Consider the following 21549-nt stretch of genomic DNA (forward strand, 5'->3'; position numbering starts at 1 on the left):
GGTTTCGACAACTACATTCTCAACAGGTACGGCATAATTATGGCAAGTGTAGGTCTGTTTTTTGGAAGTGATACCGGCAATACCGAAGCCGTGGCCAAGATGATCCAGAAAGAGCTGGGCAAACATCTGGTCGAGGTGCGCGATATTGCCAAGAGCACCAAGGAAGACATCGCCGGATTTGATCTGCTGCTGCTGGGCATTCCCACCTGGTACTATGGTGAATCCCAGGCCGACTGGGACGATTTCTTTCCCGAGCTGGAGCAGATCGACTTCAACGACAAGCTGGTCGCCATTTTTGGCTGCGGCGATCAGGAAGACTATGCCGAGTACTTCCTCGACGCCATGGGCACCCTGAAGGACATCGTTGAATCCAGGGGCGCCATCATCATCGGCCACTGGCCCACCGAAGGTTACGACTTCGAAGCCTCACGGGCCCTGGTGGACGATGCCCATTTCGTGGGGCTCGGCATTGACGAGGATCGCCAGCCCGAGCTGACTCAGGACAGGGTCAAGGCCTGGTGCAAGCAGATCTACGAAGAAATGTGCCTGAAAGAGCTGGAAGGTTAACGCGACAACTCGGGTCTTTAAGGGATGCGCCCGGCGCATCCCTTTTTTGTGCAACAAGGGTATGATCCCGGCTCTAACCAGAGTGAGAGAACCAAGTAATGAAACTGTTAAGCGCCATACTGCTGAGCCTGCTGCTGCCGCTATCCCTGGCCGAGGCCTCGGTGCGCCCGCTGCCTCTGCCCGAGGACAGGGGCCAGCCGGTCGGACAAATTCTGATCCACACCGCCCAGGAAGGTGACACCCTGGCCGCCCTGGCCCGGTATTACGGTGTCAGCCCCATTCTGATCATGGCTGCCAATCCGGAGCGGGATCTGCTGCTGCTGCGTCCCGGTGACCGGGTGGTGATCCCCAACCAGATGCTGCTGCCCCGGGCCGAGACGCAAGGGATTGTCATCAACCTGGCGGAACTGCGGCTGTACTACTATCCGGAAAATGAAGATCAGGTCTACGTGTTTCCCATTGGCATCGGCCGGGTGGGCCGGGCCACCCCCGAAATGGTGACCTCCATTTCCCAGATGCGGGAAAACCCGACCTGGACGCCCACCGCCAACACTCGGCGGGAATACGCCGCCAAGGGCATTCCCCTGCCTGCCGTGGTGCCGGCCGGCCCCGACAATCCCCTGGGTGAATACGCCATGCGCCTGGCCTATGGTAGCGGTGAATACCTGATCCACGGCACCAATGATCCCCTCGACGTGGGGCTGCGCTCCAGCGCCGGCTGCATTCGCATGTATCCGGAGCACGTGGAATGGCTGTTCGCCCAGGTGGACAAGGGCACTCGGGTACAAATCGTCAACCAGTCGCTGAAAGTCAGCACCGACGAATATGGCCAGACCTTTGTGGAGTCTCACGAGCCACTGACCGCAGAAGGCCAGGTCGATACCCGTCCGATAGACATGAGTGAACTGGAGCCGCTGCTGCAAAACGGGCTCGACAGAAGCACCCTGGAGCGCATTATCAGCCAGCAACAGGCCACTCCCCAGCTGGTAGGACAGACCCTGTATTAATCTATCCGCCGTCCTGCGTTTATCGGAAATAAAAAAAGGCCTGACAGAAGTCAGGCCTTTTTGATATTCGAAGGGAATGTTACTTGGTGTAACGGCCCATCTGATCCAGACGAGAGTTGGCGCGATCGGCAGAAGCGCGAGCTTCGGCAACGTCGGCAGCCAGACGGTCGATCTTGGCAGCGTTAGACTGCTGACCTTGCTGAACGGCCTGAACGTCCTGAGACAGGCTGTCCAGTTTCTCTTCCAGAGCGGTAGTGGAGCTACAACCGGCCAGCATCAGGGCACCAACAACACCACCAACCATCATCATTTTATTACGCATTACCTGCTCCTTGTTTTTAATGGGAGTCAAAAAGACCACATTGGCGAGCTAAGTATGAACGAAGTTCCCTACTCATCGCAAATTATTTTATAGACCATGACATTAGGAATTTTTGCTTAACATCATGATTAAGCGTTTGTTTGTCGGTTTTTTCTGCTCACCAGAGCATTAACTCCACTGCCGCCAACAAAACACCGCCTTCATCCACAATACTAATACCAAATTCGAAAAAATACTTGTCGCCGGACTCAGTTGCACGTCGGATTTCGTCGAGTCTGTCACGGTTCGAACAGCGCCCTGCTTTTTGCCCCCTACTCTTTGCTCCCGGCCACGACCGCCAGGCCGCAGCGCGAGAGCAGCGTCAGCCCTGTGATGCGTTCGCCCTCAAATGAAGCCATTTTATCCCCTGCCCTGTCCGGCTCCCTTTCGGGATCTAAGCGAATTCGGGTTGCCTTTAGCGGCGGGAAGACGCAGAATTAACATCAATACCCAAATGAAATGCGAATCGTTGATTTTATGGCCGATAACAATCAAGCACTGAAAAAAGCAGGACTCAAGGTCACACTCCCCCGGGTCAAGATCCTGGAGCTGCTGCAGCAACCCGAAACCCAGCATGTCAGTGCCGAAGAGCTGTACAAGCTGCTGATCGATCAGGGCGAGGAAATCGGTCTGGCCACCGTATACCGAGTGCTGAACCAGTTCGATGATGCCGGTATCGTCACCCGCCATCATTTTGAAGGCGGCAAGTCGGTGTTTGAGCTGGCCACCCAGGAGCACCACGACCATCTGGTGTGCCTCGACTGCGGCAAGGTGATCGAGTTTCATGATGAGGTCATCGAACAGCGCCAGCGTGACATCGCCAGCCAGTTCAACATCAAGCTGACCAACCACAGCCTGTACCTTTACGGCCACTGCAACAACGATGAATGCAACCATAACGACGAATAAGGTTGCAGTGCAGCAGACACCATAAAAAAGCCGCGGTTATCCGCGGCTTTTTGGTATTGGCAATCCGGGCGTCGGGCCCGGATCATGACCGTCAGGCGCCTTCCTTACCCCAGGAATCGCGCAGCGCCACGGTGAGGTTGAACACCAGGCTGTCGGACTCGCTGTCGCGGCAGAAATAACCTTCCCGTTCAAACTGATAGGCCCGCTCCGCCGGTGCCGCCGCCAGAGACGGTTCGACTACGGCGTTTTCCATAACCTGCAGCGATTCCGGGTTCAGCGCCGCCTCAAAGGACTCGGCCGCACCCGGGTTGGGCACACTGAACAAGCGATCGTAGAGCCGCACTTGTGCCGGCAGACCATGACTGGCAGAAACCCAGTGGATCACTCCCTTGACCTTGCGGCCATCGGCGGGATCCTTGCCCAGGGTATCGGGGTCGTAGCTGCAATAGATGGTGGTGATGTTACCGGCGTCGTCTTTTTCCACCCGCTCGGCCTTGATCACATAGGCATTGCGCAGACGCACTTCCTTGCCCAGCACCAGCCGCTTGTATTTCTTATTGGCCTCCTCGCGGAAATCGTCCTGATCAATGAAAATCTCACGAGTAAAAGGCAGCTCCCGCTCACCCATTTCGGGCTTGTTGGGATGATTTGGCGCCTTGAGCATTTCCTGATGCCCTTCGGGCAGGTTCTCGATCACCAGCCGTACCGGACGCAATACCGCCATGGCCCGGGGAGCATGCTCGTTCAGATCGTCCCGAATACAGGCTTCCAGCATGCCCATTTCCACGGTGTTGTCCTGTTTGGTCACGCCGATACGGCTACAGAACTCGCGAATGGACGCCGGGGTATAACCACGACGACGCAGGCCGGAAATGGTGGGCATGCGCGGATCGTTCCAGCCTTCCACATGGCCGTCCACCACCAGCTGGTTGAGCTTGCGCTTGGACATGACGGTGTATTCCAGGTTGAGCCGGGAAAACTCGTACTGGCGCGGGTGACAGTCGATGCTGATGTTGTCCAGCACCCAATCGTAGAGGCGGCGGTTGTCCTGAAACTCCAGGGTACACAGGGAGTGGGTAATGCCTTCCAGCGCATCGGAAATGCAATGGGTGAAGTCGTACATGGGGTAGATGCACCACTGGTCACCGGTCTGGTGGTGGTGGGCAAAGCGCACCCGGTAAATGACGGGATCACGCATCACCATAAAGGAGGAAGCCATGTCGATCTTGGCGCGCAGACAGGCGGTGCCTTCGGCAAACTCGCCCTTGCGCATGCGGGTAAACAGCGCCAGGTTTTCTTCCACCGGGCGATCCCGGTAAGGGCTGTTGCGGCCCGGACTGGTCAGGGTGCCGCGATATTCACGGATCTGCTCGGGGCTCAGCTCATCCACGTAGGCCAGCCCCTTTTCGATGAGCTCCACCGCATAACCGTAGAGTTTTTCGAAATAGTCGGAGGAATAATGAATGTCGCCACTCCACTCAAAGCCCAGCCATTGCACGTCGCGCTTGATGGACTCAACGTACTCCACGCTTTCCTTTTCGGGGTTGGTGTCGTCAAAACGCAGGTTGCATTTGCCGTTGTAGTCTGCGGCTATGCCGAAATTCAGGCAGATGGATTTGGCGTGGCCAATGTGCAGGTAGCCGTTAGGCTCCGGAGGGAAGCGGGTCTGCACCGACTGATGCTTGCCGCTGGCCAGATCTTCATCAATGATCTGACGAATGAAATTGCTGGGACTGTGGTCCGCCTGACTCATTCAATGCACCTCGAAACTGGAAAAGGGTATGATGGGATCAAACGACCATGATCCATGATTCCGGTGCGGGGCTCAATAGGCCCGCCATGATAATGCCGGCAAAAGCAAAAAAGCCGCCCGCAGGCGGCTGAATATTACTCTTCTATCGGCAGGGTCTGCTGCACGTAACGGCCCGGGGCCGGCATCAGGCCCGGGCATTCCTCATTGCCGATGGCGCGGGGGGCAACGGACTTGCCCAGGTGAGGCGTGACCCACTGCTGCCAGTGCGGCCACCAGGAGCCGGCTTCACGCCTGGCCGAAGCCAGCCACTGCTCCGGCGACTCAAAGCCTTCGTCACTCAGCCAGTAACCGTACTTGTTTTTGGCGGGCGGGTTGACCACCCCGGCCACGTGGCCCGACTCGCCCAGCACCAGGGTGGTGTCGCTGCCAAGCAGGGTCGACCCCTTGAAGGTGGCGTCCCACAGGGCAATATGATCGTCCTTGGTGGACAGGAAATAGCTCGGTGTCTGTACCTTGGACAGATCAATCCCGAAGTTGCCGACCTTGACCTCGCCCCGGCTCAGCTTGTTGTCGAGATAAAGCTCCCGCAGCAGGAAACTGGCACAGGTGGCGCTCAGGTTGGTGCTGTCGCTGTTCCAGTACAGAATGTCGAAATCCGCCGGCTCCTCGCCCTTGAGGTAATTATCGATGTAATAGTTCCAGTACAGGCTGTTTTCCCTGAGCAGGCTGAAGGTCACCGCCATCTGACGACCATCAAAGAACCCCTGGGTATCATTCATCTGCTCCATGGCACCGACCACGGGCTCGTTGATAAAGACTCCCACTTCTCCCGGCTGGGTGAAGTCGAGCAGAGTGGTGAGGAAGGTGGCGCTTTTCACTCTCGGCTTCATCCGCCGGGCGGCATACAGGGCCATGGTGCTGGCCAGCAGGGTACCGCCAATGCAGTAACCGATGGCGTTGACTTCCTTTTCCGCGGTAATGCGCTCAATCACGCGAATGGCTTCCATGGTGCCCGAGTGGATCAGATCCTGAAAGCCGATGCTGGCCTGCTCTTTGCCCGGATTGCGCCAGGACATCAGGAAGACGGTATGACCCTGATCCCTGAGCCAGCGCACCAGAGAGTTCTGTTCGCGCAGATCCAGAATATAGAACTTGTTGATAAAGGGTGGGATCACCAGCAAGGGCGTCTGGTGCACCTGCTCGGTGGTGGCGCCATACTGGATCAGCTCAAAAATGTCGTTACGGAATACCACCTCACCCGGGGTGGTGGCCAGATCCTTGCCCAGTTCAAAGGCGGACTGGCGGGTCATGCGAATTTTCAGCAGGTTGGCGCTGTTGGCCAGATCTTCCTGAAACAGGCTGATGCCCTTGACCAGGTTGGCCCCCTTTTCTTCCAGAGTGCGGTGCAGCAGCTCGGGGTTGCTCCAGATAAAATTGCTGGGCGACAGGGCATTGATGGTCTGGCGGAAAAAGAAAATCAGCCGCTGGCGCACCGGATCCGGCAGGCCTTCCACCGCATCCAGCGTCTGCATCAGGGAATTGGCGAAGTGCAGGTAGGACTGGCGCAGAAAATCAAAGTTGGGATCCTCTTTCCAGCCCTGGTGCTGAAAGCGGCGGTCACCGGGCGGATCCGTAATCACACTCGCGGCGCTGCGATCCACGGCCCGCAGCATGCTGTTCTGGCAAATGGCCAGCTGGCCCTGCCACCACTGCATCTGCATGTCGAGCAGGCGCACCGGATTGCTGGACACCACCTCGTAAAACGTATTCAGATCCTCGGCATTGACCCGGGACAGGGCCTGAGTTACCGGATTGTCGCCCAGGCTGGCTTTCTGTAAATCGGACCAGACGGTCTCATTCCACTGAAAAAACTGGCGAATGGGGTCGCCGCCCTCAAAGATGTTGTTCTGCTGCATTGTCTCCCTCCCTGCGTAAAAGGTATTCGCCGTCAGCCGGCAAACGTTGCCCGGCAAGCGTTGCCCGGCAAACAGGAAGGGGCCATATGGCCCCTTCCCTTGTTAAGCAACCATTGGAAAGAGTGCCAGACTCAACCCTTGTTGGCGTCCGCAGCCAGGCTTTCCAGCGCGGCCTTGAACTCCTGGGAGAGTTCGGCCAGCTTCTTGCCGTCTTCGATCATTTGCTGACTGATGCGGGTCATGGTTTCCAGCTGCTTGGCGCCGCTGGCCACCAGGCCCTGCACATCGCGGATCTGGCTGTTGGCCTGCAACTGGGCCAGGCCAATATCGGCGTACTGACGAGCCGCTTCCAGCTGCAGGTTGGTCAGGGCGGTAAAGTTTTTGGCAACCAGCTGGTTGTACTGATACAGAGGACCAAAGGTCTTTTCAGTCTGGTCGTTGAAGGTTTTGAAAATATCCGTGTACATGGTGATGTCCTTTGATTGAAATCTACCGAAGGCGGCGCGAGAGCACCGCCGAATGCCTTACACCCGCTTGAGGATGACCGCCGTGCCCATACCGCCGCCCACACACAGGGAGGCCAGGCCAAGGTTGGCGTTGCTGCGCTGCAGTTCATACAGCAGAGTTACCATGATGCGGTTGCCGGACGCACCCAGAGGATGACCCAGGGCAATGGCACCGCCGTTCTTGTTGGTTTTTTCCAGCAGCGCCTGCTCGGCGATGCCATGCTGGTTCGACAGCTGGCGTACCACACCCAGCGCCTGGCCGGCAAAGGCTTCGTTAAGCTCGAAACGCTCGATATCGGCCAGTTTCAGACCGGCCTTGTCCAGCGCCTGGGCAATGGCGGGCACCGGGCCCAGTCCCATGATTGCCGGATCGATGCCGCCCTGACCATAGCTCACCACCTCGGCCAGGGGAGTCAGGCCCAGCCGCTCCACGGCGGACTTGCTGGCCACAATGATAGCGCTGCCGCCGTCGTTGATGCCGGACGCGTTACCCGCAGTCACCGAGCCACCCTCACGCTTGAACGCCGGACGCAGCTTGGCCAGGGCCTCGGTGGTGGTGCCAGCCTTGGGATATTCGTCGGTGTCAATGGTCAGCACTTCCTTGCGGGAGCTCACTTCCACCGGCACGATTTCGTCCTTGAAGAAGCCGGCCTCAATGGCGGCCACCGCCTTGCTCTGGCTGGCCACGGCCAGGGCATCCTGCTCTTCACGGCTGATGTTTTCCTGGGCCACCACGTTTTCGGCGGTCACGCCCATGTGGTACTGGTTGAACACGTCGGTCAGGCCGTCACTCAGCAGCAGGTCGGACAGGGTCATGTCGCCCATCTTCTGGCCGTTGCGCAAATCGCCTTTCACCACATGGGGAATTTGCGACATGTTTTCACAGCCCGCGGCCACCACCACCTCGGCGTCACCGGCCTTGATGTGGGCGCAGGCGTCCATCAGGGTTTTCATGCCGCTGCCGCACACCATGTTCAGGGTATAGGCGGGAATGCCGGCGGGAATGCCCGCGGCCAGCGCGGCCTGGCGGCCAATGCCCATGCCCTGGCCGGCGCTGATCACGTTGCCGACGATCACTTCGTTCACATCCTTGCCGGACAGTTTGGCCTGCTCTAGGGCGCCTTTAATGGCGGCGGCTGCCAGATCGGCGGGAGCAACGGTTTTCAGCGAGCCCAGAAAGGCGCCAATGGGGGTGCGTTTAGCTGCAACAATGTATACAGGTTCAGACATAATTGTTTTTATCTCCGTAAATATGAAAACCGCAGGCTTACTGCATGTACAGGCCGCCGTTGACTGACAGGGTTTCACCGGTCACGTAACCGCCGTGCTCACCGGCCAGATACAGTACCGCTCCGGCCACTTCTTCAGTGGTGGCCAGGCGCTTGAGAGGAATGGTGGCTTTGATGGAATCGAGCACGTCTTCACGAATGGCGGTGACCATGGGAGTGGCGGTATAACCCGGCGCCACGGCATTGACGGTTACGCCAAAACGGGCCCCTTCGGCGGCCAGGGCCTTGGTGAAACCAATCATGCCGGCCTTGGCGGCAGAATAGTTGGCCTGGCCAAACTGACCCTTGAGACCATTTACGGAGGAAATATTGATAATGCGACCGCTGCCCTGCTCGCACATCTGATTGAAAATCGGCTGGGTTACGCTGAACAGGCTGTTCAGGTTGGTGTCCATGACTTCTTTCCACTGCTCCCAGGACATTTTTTTGAAGGTGGCGTCGCGAGTAATGCCGGCATTGTTGACCAGCACATCGATGCGTCCCAATTCCCGCAGGGTATTCGCCAGTACTTCACTAATCGCCGTGTGATCGGTAACATCCAGAGCCAGCAGCTGTACATCCTGACCGGACAGGCCTTCTTCCTGCAGCCAGTTGGCAGCCTGCTGTTCCTTTCCCGGACGGTGAGTAGCCAGCACCTTGTAGCCATTGTTTACAAACAAACGACATACTTCTGTACCAATTCCGCCCGCAGCACCGGTTACCAAAGCGACTTTTTTGTCGGTCATGAACACTTCACTCCATGTATATACAATAAAAAGAAAGCCAAACTTATTTTTGTGCACATTGCCAACCACTATTGCTGACAAAGACAACAACACCTTCAATTTCTGTGTAATGCACCTGAACGAACTCCCTGCTCAGGCTTGAACACTATAACCTTATATTTATGACAAATGCATTAAAATAATTTCTTTCAATAAAAACAAAGTCATTCATCATTATTTAAATAGAATAACGGGTGTAGAAAAATAACAAACCCTCATTCAGACCGAATAAAATCAACAAAAAATCATTAAAAACATAATGTTGTAAACAACACCCACACAGCTGCGGATTCCACACTTCAATACTGACTGATTTTTAGTGATTATTTATGCATTGAACGTATTAAAAAGTTTTTTAACCGTTCAACCGAAAAATGAAATGTTAACAAGCCATTTACAACTAATGTTTTATCAGGTCTTGTGGACCATAAATCCTGACCCTGTTGTCGAAAATGTTTTTTTGCTTCGGCCATGCCGGCTCAGCGGGTCAACCAGCAAGATGGTCCTGTGATCACATCACACCTAAGGCACCGTCAGGCATCAGACACACCGGCTTCGCAACCACAGCCACCCGGCTCAAGGGGGCCGGCCGTGCCCCGTGTTCAGCTTTTGCCCAGTCTGGCCAGGTTTTCGGCCGAGTGTGCATACTATTAGAGCAAACAGACTGATTTTGCAGGGAAAGTCATTTTCAGTGTTGACAGCCCCAGGGCCAGCCTTTACCATGCGCCACGCATTCAAGCGATGCCTCTTCCCCCTTAGTTCAGTCGGTAGAACGGCGGACTGTTAATCCGTATGTCGCTGGTTCAAGTCCAGCAGGGGGAGCCAGTTTAAAAAAGTTGTTCCCCCTTAGTTCAGTCGGTAGAACGGCGGACTGTTAATCCGTATGTCGCTGGTTCAAGTCCAGCAGGGGGAGCCAGACACTGAGAAGCCGGCCCTGTGCCGGCTTTTTTGTTGCTGCTGCCCCTTCACCGGCCGTACTCCTGTTCCGGCACCGCCGCGCCGCCCTTGTCATTCCCGCCGGCTTCGATCATCATGAGCACCAAGTGAGTAACACTGTTGCCCTGCTTCTGTTTTATCTGGCCCGTGAACCCGATCTTCGACAGACAGCGGCATGATCCTTCTGCTATTTATCCCGTTCTTACAAGGATACCGATTATGCGGGAATCCCGTTCTTTCAGTCGGCCCCTGCTGTGGGTGGCCATGGTGCTGGTCTTGCTGAGCCTGCTGCTGCCCTGGTGGTCCACCCTGCGCGCCCTCGGCCATTGGCATCAGCAAGTGCAGCAGCAGCTTCCCGCCTTGCTGACCCCGGCGCCGGCTCCCCTGCCCTTTATTCCCGGCCTGGCCGAGTTGAGCCGGAGTACCCCGGCGGATGCCGGCAACCAGGCCTGGTGGTTTGGTGAACTGGGTACGGTACAGCAGCTGGGCAGCGAAGCGGTGTTTTACCGGCTCGACACACACATGGCCACCCGCCAGTGGCTGAGCCTGTCCCTTCCTCTGATACTGGCCAGCCTGCTGCTCTGTGCCGGTTTGTATGGCCGCTACCGGCGGGCCATGGGCAACCGGCAGGCCTACCTCGGCCGCCTGTTACAGGAGCCGGAGCAGACGCACACCGAGCCGGAAGACGCCCTGGCCCAGGGCATTCTGGAGCTACACCGGCGTTACCGCCAGCAGCTGGACGGCATTCAGCGCGAGCTGGAAGAAGCCCAGCAACAAAGTAACCGGGACAGCCTCACCACCCTCGGCAACCGCTACGCCTTTCGCCGGGATCTGTCCCAATTGCTGGCCAATGAAAACCGCCTCGCCACCGCCACCCTGATGCTGGTGCGCGCCAGTGCCTTGCAGGACATCAACAGCCGTCATGGCTTTCAGGCCGGCGATCAGTATTTGCAGGACATTTCCCGGCTGGTGCGCAAGGTGATTCAGTCCCGACTGGGGGCTCATGCCTACCGCATCAGCGGCAGCGATATCGCCGTGCTGATGCCGGGCCAGTGCGATCCCCTGGCCAAGGCCCTGGGCACCGAGCTGCAGCAGGAGCTGTACCATTACCAGGACGTGCACGAGCTGGACTGCGCCGCTTATATCGGCTTTACCCAGCTGCTGCCGGGGCAGTCTCCGGAAAGCATTCTGATCCGCGCCGATTCGGCCCTGGCCCAGGCCCAGAGCGGTGAGCCCAATGGCTGGCGGATGGTGCTGAAAAACAGTGACGACGAGGATCTGGGCGAGAGTCAGTGGCGCCAGCGGCTGCAAAGCATGCTTGACGGTGACCGCATTTGCCTGATGGTCCAGCCGGCCCGACAGCTCAAACCGTCATTGCCCGGCTACAACGAGATTTTTACCCATTTCCCCAACGACAACGGCGGCGTCTACCCCGCCTCTACCGTGTTTGCCATGCTGCAGCGGCTGGGCATGTCGATGTTGTTTGAGCAAAAGATCATTGAAATGATTTTGCGCAAGGTGGCCGTTAACGAACTGCCAGCCCAGCGCTGGGCCATTAACCTGACTCCGGCCAGCCTGCAGCAGAGCTCCTTTCTGATCTGGCTGGAGCGGGTACTGATGCGCAACCCCAACGTCACCGCCGGTCTGGTGTTCGAGCTCGACGAGCATGTGCTGGAGCACCAGCTGACCAGCGGCAAGCGGCTGCTGGAAATGATCCGGCGCAGCGGCGCCCGCTCGGCCATCAGCAAATTTGGCCATGGCTACGGCTCGTTCCGGCTGCTCAAGGATCTCAAGCCCGACTACGTCAAGCTGGATCCAGAGCTGGTACGCCACCTGCAAGACGACAGCGCCAATCAGCAATTTGTGCGCATGATCATCGATCTGGCCCAGCGACTGGGCTGTCACGTGGTGGCGGAAGGGGTGGAAACGGAAGATCAGAAGCGACTGCTGGAAACCATGTATATCGACGGCGTACAAGGCTATCTGATCAGCAAACCCGTGCCCCTGGCCGACTTCAAGGGGCTGACGCTGACCTCGGTTTAAGCCGATTTCAGCTTGATCAAATAGTTGATAAGCTCACCCAGATGGCGGTAACGGGTGAGCTCTTCCGCGCTGTAGCGGGTAGACATGGTGGACGGATTTTTACGATGCTTGAGGTAGCGCAGGATCTGCAGGCGGTTAAACCCACCCACCTTGTACACGAGCTGCAGCAGGGTCTGCACCTGCTCTTCATCCAGGCCACACAGGCCGGCATAGTCCTGATTGAGCGGGCTGTAAATGTCCACGTCCACTTCCGTCAACCGGCCCTGCTCGTGCAGGTATTCCAGCCACTGCTCCACGTCCATGGGTTTGGCTCCCGACAGCAGCTCAAAGTGCCCCCGGCCGCTGCGGCACCCCGACAGCAGGGTTACCGCCAGGGCGTCGCTGTTGCCGCTGAACCCGACCTCGCCCTGCTCGCTCCAGTCCAGCGCCTGAATGCGAATTTCCGCCTGACCGCCTTCGCCGTCCCTGACCTTGAAAATAAACACGCCGTCTCCGCCGGTTGCGATAAAGAGTCAATCTTGGCGTAATAGCCGGTGTGAGTCAAAGCCGGACTTCACAGCCCGCCGCCGTGGGTGTAAGGTTCGCCGCTCAAACTTGTTTTTCCGCTGTCGCAGGAGTTGTCATGATGCCCAATAAGGAAGTCACCTACACCATATCCGAATTGGCCGACGAGTTTGATGTGACCCCGCGCACCCTCCGCCACTACGAGGAGCTGGGCCTGCTGATGCCCAAACGCAGGGGCAACAGCCGCATTTACAGTCACAAAGACCGCATTCGCCTGACCCTGACCCTGCGCGGCAAACGGCTCGGTTTCAGCCTGGCGGAAATGCGCGAACTGTTTGAACTTTACGACGCCGAGCACAGCACCCGCCCCCAGCTGCATTCCATGATCGCCATGATCGCGGAAAAACGCATTGTGCTGCAGCAGCAGCAGGACGACATTGAAAAAGTACTGGCCGAGCTGGACGCCGCCGACATCAAGGCGCGGGAAGCCCTGGAGAGAATGAAACATCATTGATACGTCTGACGTAAGACGTGATAAGCCCCGCAAAGGCGGGGCTTTTGGCTTTATTCGCTTATGCTGACGCTGGCCAGCTTGTCGAAGTAGTCCGGAAAGGTCTTGGAGGTACAGCCCGGATCCAGGATCACCACCGGGGTATCGCTCAGCGCCACCAGTGAAAAACACATGGCGATGCGGTGATCGTTGTAGGTGGCGATTTCCGCCTCCTGCAGCACCGGCGCCGGGGTCACCACCAGGTAGTCTTCCCCTTCTTCCACCTCGACACCCAGCTTTTTCAGCTCGGTGGCCATGGCGTACAGCCGGTCGGTTTCCTTTACCCGCCAGTTGTAGATGTTGCGAATGCGGGTGGTGCCTTCGGCAAACAAGGCGGTGGTGGCAATGGTCATGGCCGCATCGGGAATGTGGTTCATGTCCATGTCTACCGCCTTCAGCGGCCCCGTATGCTCGGCCTCGATAAAGTCATCCCCCCAGGTGATCTTCGCGCCCATGGCTTCCAGCACATCGGCAAAGCGAATGTCGCCCTGAATGCTGTCACGCCCGATACCGGTGACCCGCACCCGGCCCTTGATGGCGCCGGCGGCCAGGAAATAGGAGGCGGAGGATGCATCCCCTTCCACCAGAAAGGCCCCCGGCGACACATAGGTCTGGTTGCCGGTGATGTAAAAGGTCTGGTAATCGTCGTGCTCCACCACCACCCCGAACTGTTTCATGATATGCAGGGTGATATCGATGTAGGGCTTGGACACCAGTTCGCCCTTGATATGAATGCGGGTATCGCCCGAGGCCATGGGGGCGGCCATCAGGAAGGCGGTGAGGAACTGGCTGGAAACGGAACCGTCGATGTGGACATCGCCGCCCCACAGGCCCTTGCCGTTGATGAACACCGGCGGATAACCGTCGGTCTTGAGATAGCTGATGTCGGCCCCCGCTTCCCGCAGGGCATCCACCAAGTGACCGATGGGGCGCTCCCACATGCGCGGCTCACCGGTCAGGGTAAACTCGCCGGTGCCCAGGCACAGGGCGGCGCACAGCGGACGCATGGCGGTGCCGGCATTGCCGAGAAACAGCGACAGCGGCTCGGCGGCGCTAAACGCCCGGCCCAGACCGTGCACCACGCACTCGGTCTTGTCGTCCGACAACTCGTACTGCACCCCCAGCTGCTTGAGGGCGTCCAGCATGTGACGAATATCATCGCTGTCGAGCAGGTTGGTCAGGCGCGTGGTGCCCTGAGCCAGGGCCGCCAGCAGCAGCGCCCGGTTCGACACCGACTTGGAGCCGGGCAGGTTCACCGTGCCCTCCACCCGGGCAATGGGAGATAGTTTAAGGCTTTCCATAATCTTCCTGGAGATGGGATAAAACGTTCGAAGCTACCCTGACGTTATCAGGGGTTCATCAACAGGGCAAGCGGCTTGCCCTGTTGATGGTCGGCAGTAGCAATCAGGCGGCTCGACCCAGCACTGTCTTCAACGCCTCAATACAGCGGCGGTTTTCAGCTTCAAGGCCAATGCTGATGCGCAGGCAGGTGGGCAGGCCGTAGCCCGCGATGGGCCGCACAATGACCCCTTCCCGCAGCAATGCCTGATAGACCGGGCCGGCGTCGCGCTGCAGATCCAGGGTAATGAAATTGCCCCTGGAGGGAATGTAGCTCAGCCCCTGCTCCCTGAAGAAGGCTTCATACATGGCCATGCCCTGGCTGTTCAGGGCCACCGCCTCGGCGAGATAAGCCTCATCGGCCAGCGCCGCTTCCGCCGCCACCAGGGCCAGACTGTTGCAGTTAAACGGCTCGCGCACTCGGTTCAGTACCGATACCAGCTCGGGATGGCACACCATGTAACCCACCCGCAGTCCCGCCAGGCCGTAGGCCTTGGAGAAGGTGCGCGACACGATAAGATTCGGGTATTGCTTCAGCCAGTCGATGGACGGCAGGCGCTCTTCCTCGGCCACGTACTCGGTATAGGCCTCGTCCAGTACCACCAGCACCTGTTCCGGCACGCGGTCCATAAAGGCCTTTACTTCCTCTTTGGTGAGGAAGGTGCCGGTCGGGTTGTTGGGGTTGGTGATGCACACCAGCCGGGTAGCGGGAGTGATTGCCGCCGCCATGGCGTCGAGATCGTGGCCGCAGTCAACCGCCGGCACTTCCACCGCTTTGGCGCCATGAGCCTGGGTGGCCAGGGCGTAGACGATAAAGGTGTACTGGGAATAAACCACTTCCTGCTCTGGCCCCACAAAGGTGTGGAACAAGAGATCAATCAGCTCGTTGGAGCCGTTGCCCAGGATCAGTTGATCGATATTCACCTGAAGCTTGTTGGCCAACGCCGTTTTCAAGGCAAAACCGTTGGCATCGGGATAGCGCGCCAGCTCCGGCAGCGCCTTCTGAATGGCGGCAATGGCCTTGGGGCCAGGCCCCAGCGGGTTTTCGTTGGAGGCCAGCTTGACGCTGTGACTGATGCCGAGCTCCCGCTCCAGCTCTTCCACCGGCTTGCCCGGCTGATAAGGATGCAGCCCCGGAACGCCCGGGTTGGCCAGGGCCAGAAAATCAATACTCACAATGGCTCCTTGTATATATTCTGATGACTTTAGCCCACAGACTGTCGTGGTTTGTATGGCCGTGCAAGCTCGTCGGTCAAGGGGTATCTGTTTCGCCGACACGCCGTAAACACATCCATGTGGGCTCCACTGCGCCATCCCTGGCGCAGAGGGTACGGCGAAACAGATACCCCTTGCCCTTCTCGCGCAATACCGAGCCGTCAGGCAGACTCTGGCAGGCGATCCTCAACATACACGAAGCAGCAGCGGGGATTGCCGAAGCCGACCATAAAATGCCATGGATGGCATTTTCGAGCGCCCCATGGAGGGGCTTGAAGCGTGTCGGCGGAGTGCAACCGCGCTGCTGCTTCGCATGGCGAGTTCACAGCCATTCGTGACTTAAAGACAACTTAAGACTTGAGGCTTATTTCGCGTGCCGCTTGGCGAACGCATCCATAAAGTCGACCAGCGCCTGTACCCCTTCAATGGGCATGGCGTTGTACACGCTGGCACGCATGCCGCCCACGATGCGGTGGCCCTTGAGCGCCAGCAGACCGGCGGCCTTGGCTTCCTTCAGGAAGGCGTCGTTGAGGGACTCGTCCTTCAGCTGAAACGGAATGTTCATCCAGGAACGGGCACTGGGGTGCACCCGGTTCTCATAGAAATCACTGCCGTCCACGTAGCTGTAAAGCAGCTCGGCCTTGGCCTGGTTCTGCTTGCCGATGGCTTCTACCCCACCCTTTTCTTTCAGCCACTGGAATACCAGACCGGCCAGATACCAGGCGTAAGTGGGCGGCGTATTGAGCATGGAATCGGCCTTGGCCATGGCGGCGTAGTCCATGATGGCCGGCACATTGGCGCAGGCCTGGTCGAGCAGATCGTCGCGCACGATCACCACCGCCAGGCCGGAGGGGCCGATGTTCTTCTGGGCGCCGGCATAAATGATGCCGAACTTGCTCACGTCCACCGGGCGGGAAAGAATGGTGGAGGACATGTCCGCCACCAGGGGCACGTCGCCGGTGTCGGGAATAAAGTCGTACTCAATGCCTTCCACGGTTTCGTTCGGGCAGTAATGTACGTAGGCGGCGGAGGGATCCAGATCCCAGCTGGTAGCCAGTTTGCGCGGCTCTTCGCCGGCTTCAAAGCCGTCCAGCACCCGTACCTGGCCCACCTTCTCGGCCTCGGCCACGGCGGCGCGGGACCACTGACCGGTCACGATGTAATCGGCCCTGGCGTTCTTGCCCATCAGGTTCAGCGGCACGGCGGCAAACTGGCCGCGACCACCGCCCTGCAGGAACAACACCTTGTAATTGTCGGGGATGTGCATCAGCTCGCGCAGATCCCGCTCGGCCTGGGCCGCCACCGCCATGTAATCGGCACCGCGATGGCTGAGCTCCATCACCGACACGCCCAACCCGTTAAAGTCGCGAAACTCGGCCTGCGCCCGCTGCATCACTTCCACCGGCAGCATGGCCGGACCTGCGCTGAAGTTGTAAACCATCTTCTCCATTTTCCCTGAGTTAACCTGCTAATGTGGAACACCGTGAACTCGGTGCTTTCATCGTTTTACACGGCGCGCAAGCGCCAAGTCAAAGCAAAAATGTGACTTCAATTACAAAAAAGAGGCCCGCAGGCCTCAGTGTTATTCCTCGTCGATGGCCGGGGCGGAGGCATCATCGATGCTCCCGGACGCCAGGCCCTCTTCGCCCTCGATCGGCTCATCGTCGTCTTCGGGCTCTTCAATGCGCTGCAGCCCCACCACCTGTTCGTCTTCTCCGGTGCGGATCAAACGCACGCCGGCGGTGTTGCGGCTGATCAGGCTCACTTCCGACACTCGGGTGCGCACCAGGGTACCGCCATTGGTGATCAGCATGATCTCGTTGGCTTCATCTACCTGAATGGCCCCCACCACGGCACCGTTGCGATCGCTCACCTTGATGGAGACCACGCCCAGGGTGGCCCGGCTCTTGGTGGGATATTCCTCAAGGGAAGTGCGCTTGCCGTAACCGTTGGCGGTGGCGGTCAGAATGGCACCCTCGCCGCGCGGTACGATCAGCGATACCACACTGTCATCGTCGCCCAGACGAATGCCGCGCACGCCGGTGGCGGTACGGCCCATGGCCCGCACCTGATCCTCGTGGAAACGCACCACCTTGCCGGCGTCGGAGAACAGCATGATCTCGTTGTCGCCGTCGGTGATGTCCACCCCGATCAGCTCATCGCCCTCGGTGAGGTTGATGGCGCGAATGCCCGAGGCCAGCGGCCGGCTGAAGGCGGTCAGCTCGGTTTTCTTGACCGTCCCCTGGCGGGTGGCAAAGAACACCGCCTTGTCGTCGGCATATTCCTTCACCGGCAGAATGGCGGTGATGCGCTCGTCCTCGCCCAGGGGCAGCAGGTTGACGATGGGCCGGCCACGGGCGGTGCGGCTGGCTTCCGGCAACTGGTAGACCTTGAGCCAGTACACCTTGCCGGCGGTGGAGAAGCACAGAATGGTGTCGTGGGTGTTGGCCACCAGCAGCCGCTCGACGAAGTCTTCTTCCTTCATCCGCGTGGCCGACTTGCCCCGGCCGCCCCGGCGCTGGGCCTCGTAGTCGGTCAGCGGCTGGTACTTGACGTAACCCTGGTGGGACAGGGTCACCACCACGTCTTCCTGGGTGATCAGGTCTTCCAGGTTGATCTCGGCGCTGGAAGTGGTGATCTCGGTGCGGCGCTGGTCGCCAAACTGCTCCTTGATCGCTTCCAGCTCCTCGCGGATCACTTCCATCAGGCGGGTGGTACTGTTGAGAATGTGCAGCAACTCGGCAATCTGATCCAGCAGCGCCTTGTACTCTTCCAGGATCTTTTCGTGCTCCAGGCCTGTCAGGCGGTGCAGGCGCAGTTCCAGAATGGCCTGGGCCTGCTGCTCGGTCAGGTAGTACTGGCCGTCACGAATGCCGTATTCCGGCTCCAGCCATTCCGGACGAGCGGCATCGTCACCGGCGCGCTCCAGCATGCTGGCCACGTTGCCCAGCTCCCAGCCCTGAGCCAGCAGCCCGGCCTTGGCTTCCGCCGGGGTCGGTGAGCGGCGAATAAGCTCAATCACCGGATCGATGTTGGCCAGAGCAATGGCCAGGCCTTCCAGGATATGAGCCCGGTCCCGCGCCTTGCGCAGTTCAAATACGGTGCGGCGGGTGACCACTTCGCGCCGGTGCTGAATAAAGCACTCCAGCATGTCCTTCAGGTTGAAGGTGCGCGGCTGATTGTTGTCCAGCGCCACCATATTGATGCCGAACACGGTCTGCATCTGGGTCTGGGCGTACAGGTTGTTGAGGATCACCTCGCCCACCTCGCCCCGGCGCACTTCAATCACAATGCGCATACCGTCCTTGTCGGACTCGTCACGCAGGGCGGAAATGCCTTCAATCCGTTTTTCTTTGACCAGCTCGGCAATCTTTTCAATCAACCGCGCCTTGTTCACCTGGTAAGGCAGCTCGGAGACGATGATGGTCTCGCGGCCGGTTTTCTCGTCGGTTTCAATCTCCGCCAGGGCACGCACGTAGATCTTGCCACGGCCGGTGCGGTAGGCGTCGAAAATGCCCGACTTGCCGTTGATGATGCCGCCAGTGGGAAAATCCGGGCCGGGGATCAGCTCAATCAGCTGATCGATACTGATGTGCTCGTCGTCGATCAGCGCCAGGCAGCCATCCACCACCTCGTTGAGGTTATGGGGCGGAATATTGGTGGCCATGCCTACGGCAATGCCGGAAGAGCCGTTCACCAGCAGGTTGGGCACCTTGGTGGGCATCACCGCCGGGATCAGCTCGGTGCCGTCGTAGTTGGGCACCCAGTCAACGGTTTCCTTGTCCAGATCCGCCAGCAATTCGTGGGCGATTTTGTCCATGCGCACTTCGGTGTAACGCATGGCGGCGGCGGAGTCGCCGTCCACCGAGCCGAAGTTGCCCTGGCCGTCGACCAGGGTGTAGCGCATGGAGAAGTCCTGAGCCATGCGCACTATGGTGTCGTATACCGCGCTGTCGCCGTGGGGGTGATATTTACCTATTACGTCGCCCACCACACGGGCCGACTTTTTATAGGGTTTGTTCCAGTCGTTGCCGAGTTCGTTCATGGCGAACAGCACGCGGCGATGCACCGGCTTCAGGCCGTCTCGAACATCAGGAAGGGCACGCCCCACGATCACGCTCATGGCGTAGTCGAGATAGGAGCGCTTCAACTCTTCCTCGATGTTGATCGGCATGATTTCTCGGGCCAAATCGGTCATAGCAAGCCTTGTCCCCAGGTTATTGATTATATGGCTTTAAAAAGCGTGCCATTCTACCACAGTTCCGGCCCGACGGGAGCCGCTACGGCAAGTCTCGTTACCGGGCCGGTGGCACTGGCGCAAATTGGACGGTTTTTCGCGGGCTGGCGGCCCCGGGCCGCTTGGTTATAATGGACGCCTCAATCGGCCAGGCACTTAAGGCAACTTTTTCATGAACGTAGATCAACAGGAAATCGACAAGTTCGAGGCCATGGCCTCACGCTGGTGGGACATGGACGGCGACTTCAAGCCGCTGCACGACATCAACCCGCTGCGCCTGGGCTGGATTGCCGACAAGGCCAATGGTCTGTTTGGCAAGCAGGTGATCGACATCGGCTGTGGCGGCGGCATTCTCAGCGAAAGCCTGGCCCGGGAAGGGGCCGAGGTCACCGGTGTTGACATGGGCCAGGAGCCGCTGGCGGTGGCCCGGCTGCATGCCCTGGAAAGCGGCGTCAGCGTCCATTACCGCCAGGCCACCGCCGAGCAGATGGCCGCGGAGCGCCCCGAGCAGTTTGACCTGGTGACCTGCATGGAAATGCTGGAGCACGTGCCCGAGCCGGCATCGGTGGTGGCGGCCTGCGCGCAACTGGCCAAACCCGGCGCCAACCTGGTGTTTTCCACCATCAACCGCAATCCCAAGGCCTGGCTGCTGATGATCGCCGCCGCCGAGCACCTGCTGAAAATGGTGCCCAAGGGCACCCACGATCACCGCAAGTTTATTCGCCCCGCCGAGCTGTGCCGCTTCATCGAAGCCGCCGGCCTGGTGGTCAAGGACATTCAGGGCGTGGTGTACCGGCCGCTGCACGGCGACTTTGCCCTCAGCCGCGACGCCGACGTCAATTACATGATCCACGCCATCAAACCGGAGTAAACCATGCTCAAGGCGGTCCTGTTCGATCTCGACGGCACCCTGCTCGACACCGCCGGGGACATGGGGGCGGCGGCCAACTTTGTGATCACCGGGCTGGGGCTCAGCGCCCTGCCCGACGAGGTGCTGGCCTGCACCACCTCCGACGGCTCCTACGCCCTGCTCAGGGCCGGCATTCCGCCGGCCCTGATCGAACAGCACGGGCTCGAGCAATTGCGGGACCGCATGCTGGGCTTTTATCGCCAGAACCTGTGCCACCACACTCGGCCCTATGCCGGTGTGCCCGAGCTGCTGGACTGGCTGAACCAGAACGACATTCCCTGGGGCGTGGTCACCAACAAGCCGGCGGCGCTCACCGAGCCGCTGCTGGCCGGCCTGCCGCTGTTTGCCCGCTGCGGCGTCACCGTCAGTGCCGACACCCTGCCCTTTAAAAAGCCCCATCCGGCGCCCTTGCTGCATGCGGCGGAGCAACTGGGGGTGGCCGCCGGCCATTGCGTGTACGTGGGCGATCACCGGCGCGACATTGAAGCGGGCCTGGCCGCCGGCATGAGCACCCTGGCCGCCGGCTGGGGCTATGTGTCGGCGGGCGAGGATCCCTACCGCTGGCAGGCGAAAGGGGTAATGGACTCTGTTGAAGCACTTTCGTACTGGCTTAAAGGGGCCTTGGACCCCGGCTGCTGAAAGATCCCGCGGATCCGCAAGCAGGCGTTTTTTGCAAGCCAAATATTTCAAAAAAAGTTTTTCGCCGGCCACAAAAAAACCAGTGTTTTGGTAATGCCAGAGCGC

At 59.1% G+C, this 21549-nt stretch carries 18 protein-coding genes and 2 tRNA genes; 9 read left to right on the plus strand and 11 right to left on the minus strand.

All coding sequences use genetic code 11. The features are described from left to right. The first annotated feature begins 39 nt into the window (after nucleotides 1–39). The gene (gene fldA, locus GU3_RS11540) at nucleotides 40–567 is read left to right on the plus strand and encodes a flavodoxin FldA (protein WP_014292717.1); all 528 of its coding nucleotides are present in this window, start codon (nucleotides 40–42) and stop codon (nucleotides 565–567) included. A 98-nt stretch (nucleotides 568–665) separates the two neighbouring features. Beyond that, nucleotides 666–1574, plus strand: a complete 909-nt coding sequence (locus GU3_RS11545) for a L,D-transpeptidase family protein (RefSeq protein WP_014292718.1) — start codon at nucleotides 666–668, stop codon at nucleotides 1572–1574. 79 nt (nucleotides 1575–1653) lie between these two features. Here GU3_RS11545 and GU3_RS11550 read toward each other — a convergent pair whose 3' ends face one another. Beyond that, a complete protein-coding gene (locus tag GU3_RS11550) occupies nucleotides 1654–1896 on the minus strand; it encodes an LPP leucine zipper domain-containing protein (RefSeq protein WP_014292719.1) in 243 nt (80 codons plus the stop codon). 516 nt (nucleotides 1897–2412) lie between these two features. On the opposite strand from GU3_RS11550, the gene fur reads away from it, so the two are divergent. Continuing rightward, nucleotides 2413–2844, plus strand: coding sequence for a ferric iron uptake transcriptional regulator (gene fur / locus GU3_RS11555; RefSeq protein ID WP_014292720.1), 432 nt, complete (start codon nucleotides 2413–2415; stop codon nucleotides 2842–2844). 91 nt (nucleotides 2845–2935) lie between these two features. On the opposite strand, the gene glnS is transcribed toward fur, so the two are convergent. From glnS to phbB, 5 genes are all read right to left on the minus strand, one after another. Then, nucleotides 2936–4597: a glutamine--tRNA ligase gene (gene glnS / locus GU3_RS11560; protein WP_014292721.1), complete on the minus strand. Its 1662-nt coding sequence runs from the start codon at nucleotides 4595–4597 to the stop codon at nucleotides 2936–2938. Nucleotides 4598–4731: 134 nt separating this feature from the next. Continuing rightward, entirely contained in the window at nucleotides 4732–6513 is a 1782-nt protein-coding gene (gene phaC / locus GU3_RS11565) for a class I poly(R)-hydroxyalkanoic acid synthase (protein WP_014292722.1), read from the minus strand. A gap of 131 nt (nucleotides 6514–6644) precedes the next feature. Continuing rightward, nucleotides 6645–6980, minus strand: coding sequence for a phasin family protein (locus tag GU3_RS11570; RefSeq protein ID WP_014292723.1), 336 nt, complete (start codon nucleotides 6978–6980; stop codon nucleotides 6645–6647). 57 nt (nucleotides 6981–7037) lie between these two features. Continuing rightward, nucleotides 7038–8249, minus strand: coding sequence for an acetyl-CoA C-acetyltransferase (locus GU3_RS11575; RefSeq protein ID WP_014292724.1), 1212 nt, complete (start codon nucleotides 8247–8249; stop codon nucleotides 7038–7040). Nucleotides 8250–8286: 37 nt separating this feature from the next. After that, on the minus strand, nucleotides 8287–9033 hold the full coding sequence (gene phbB / locus GU3_RS11580; RefSeq protein ID WP_041543744.1) for an acetoacetyl-CoA reductase: 747 nt from the start codon (nucleotides 9031–9033) through the stop codon (nucleotides 8287–8289). 788 nt (nucleotides 9034–9821) lie between these two features. Here phbB and GU3_RS11585 point away from each other — a divergent pair. The 3 genes from GU3_RS11585 to GU3_RS11595 all read left to right on the plus strand — a co-directional run bounded on the left by GU3_RS11585 (nucleotide 9822) and on the right by GU3_RS11595 (nucleotide 12051). Then, a tRNA-Asn gene (locus GU3_RS11585) sits at nucleotides 9822–9897 on the plus strand. A gap of 15 nt (nucleotides 9898–9912) precedes the next feature. Further along, nucleotides 9913–9988 (plus strand) — tRNA-Asn (locus GU3_RS11590). 239 nt (nucleotides 9989–10227) lie between these two features. After that, complete coding sequence (locus GU3_RS11595) at nucleotides 10228–12051, plus strand: EAL domain-containing protein (RefSeq protein ID WP_014292726.1); 1824 nt, start codon at nucleotides 10228–10230, stop codon at nucleotides 12049–12051. Here GU3_RS11595 and GU3_RS11600 read toward each other — a convergent pair. Then, nucleotides 12048–12536: a hypothetical protein gene (locus tag GU3_RS11600; protein WP_014292727.1), complete on the minus strand. Its 489-nt coding sequence runs from the start codon at nucleotides 12534–12536 to the stop codon at nucleotides 12048–12050. The two genes, GU3_RS11595 and GU3_RS11600, sit on opposite strands and share 4 nt — an antisense overlap. A gap of 137 nt (nucleotides 12537–12673) precedes the next feature. Here GU3_RS11600 and GU3_RS11605 point away from each other — a divergent pair, with 137 nt between their 5' ends. Further along, on the plus strand, nucleotides 12674–13069 hold the full coding sequence (locus tag GU3_RS11605; RefSeq protein ID WP_014292728.1) for a MerR family DNA-binding transcriptional regulator: 396 nt from the start codon (nucleotides 12674–12676) through the stop codon (nucleotides 13067–13069). Nucleotides 13070–13119: 50 nt separating this feature from the next. Here GU3_RS11605 and aroA read toward each other — a convergent pair whose 3' ends face one another. The 4 genes from aroA to gyrA all read right to left on the minus strand — a co-directional run bounded on the left by aroA (nucleotide 13120) and on the right by gyrA (nucleotide 19856). Then, nucleotides 13120–14406, minus strand: a complete 1287-nt coding sequence (gene aroA, locus GU3_RS11610; RefSeq protein WP_014292729.1) for a 3-phosphoshikimate 1-carboxyvinyltransferase — start codon at nucleotides 14404–14406, stop codon at nucleotides 13120–13122. A 103-nt stretch (nucleotides 14407–14509) separates the two neighbouring features. Beyond that, nucleotides 14510–15619, minus strand: a complete 1110-nt coding sequence (gene hisC / locus GU3_RS11615; RefSeq protein ID WP_014292730.1) for a histidinol-phosphate transaminase — start codon at nucleotides 15617–15619, stop codon at nucleotides 14510–14512. Between the two features lie 403 nt (nucleotides 15620–16022). Continuing rightward, entirely contained in the window at nucleotides 16023–17108 is a 1086-nt protein-coding gene (gene serC, locus GU3_RS11620; RefSeq protein WP_014292731.1) for a 3-phosphoserine/phosphohydroxythreonine transaminase, read from the minus strand. Nucleotides 17109–17240: 132 nt separating this feature from the next. After that, on the minus strand, nucleotides 17241–19856 hold the full coding sequence (gene gyrA / locus GU3_RS11625; protein ID WP_014292732.1) for a DNA topoisomerase (ATP-hydrolyzing) subunit A: 2616 nt from the start codon (nucleotides 19854–19856) through the stop codon (nucleotides 17241–17243). A gap of 211 nt (nucleotides 19857–20067) precedes the next feature. Here gyrA and ubiG point away from each other — a divergent pair, with 211 nt between their 5' ends. Both ubiG and GU3_RS11635 read left to right on the plus strand, forming a co-directional pair. After that, complete coding sequence (ubiG, locus tag GU3_RS11630; RefSeq protein WP_014292733.1) at nucleotides 20068–20766, plus strand: bifunctional 2-polyprenyl-6-hydroxyphenol methylase/3-demethylubiquinol 3-O-methyltransferase UbiG; 699 nt, start codon at nucleotides 20068–20070, stop codon at nucleotides 20764–20766. A gap of 3 nt (nucleotides 20767–20769) precedes the next feature. Continuing rightward, entirely contained in the window at nucleotides 20770–21444 is a 675-nt protein-coding gene (locus GU3_RS11635; protein WP_014292734.1) for an HAD family hydrolase, read from the plus strand. The last annotated feature ends 105 nt before the right edge of the window (nucleotides 21445–21549 follow it).

Origin of the sequence: Oceanimonas sp. GK1 (genome assembly GCF_000243075.1) — a bacterium.
Taxonomy (GTDB): Bacteria; Pseudomonadota; Gammaproteobacteria; order Enterobacterales; family Aeromonadaceae; genus Oceanimonas.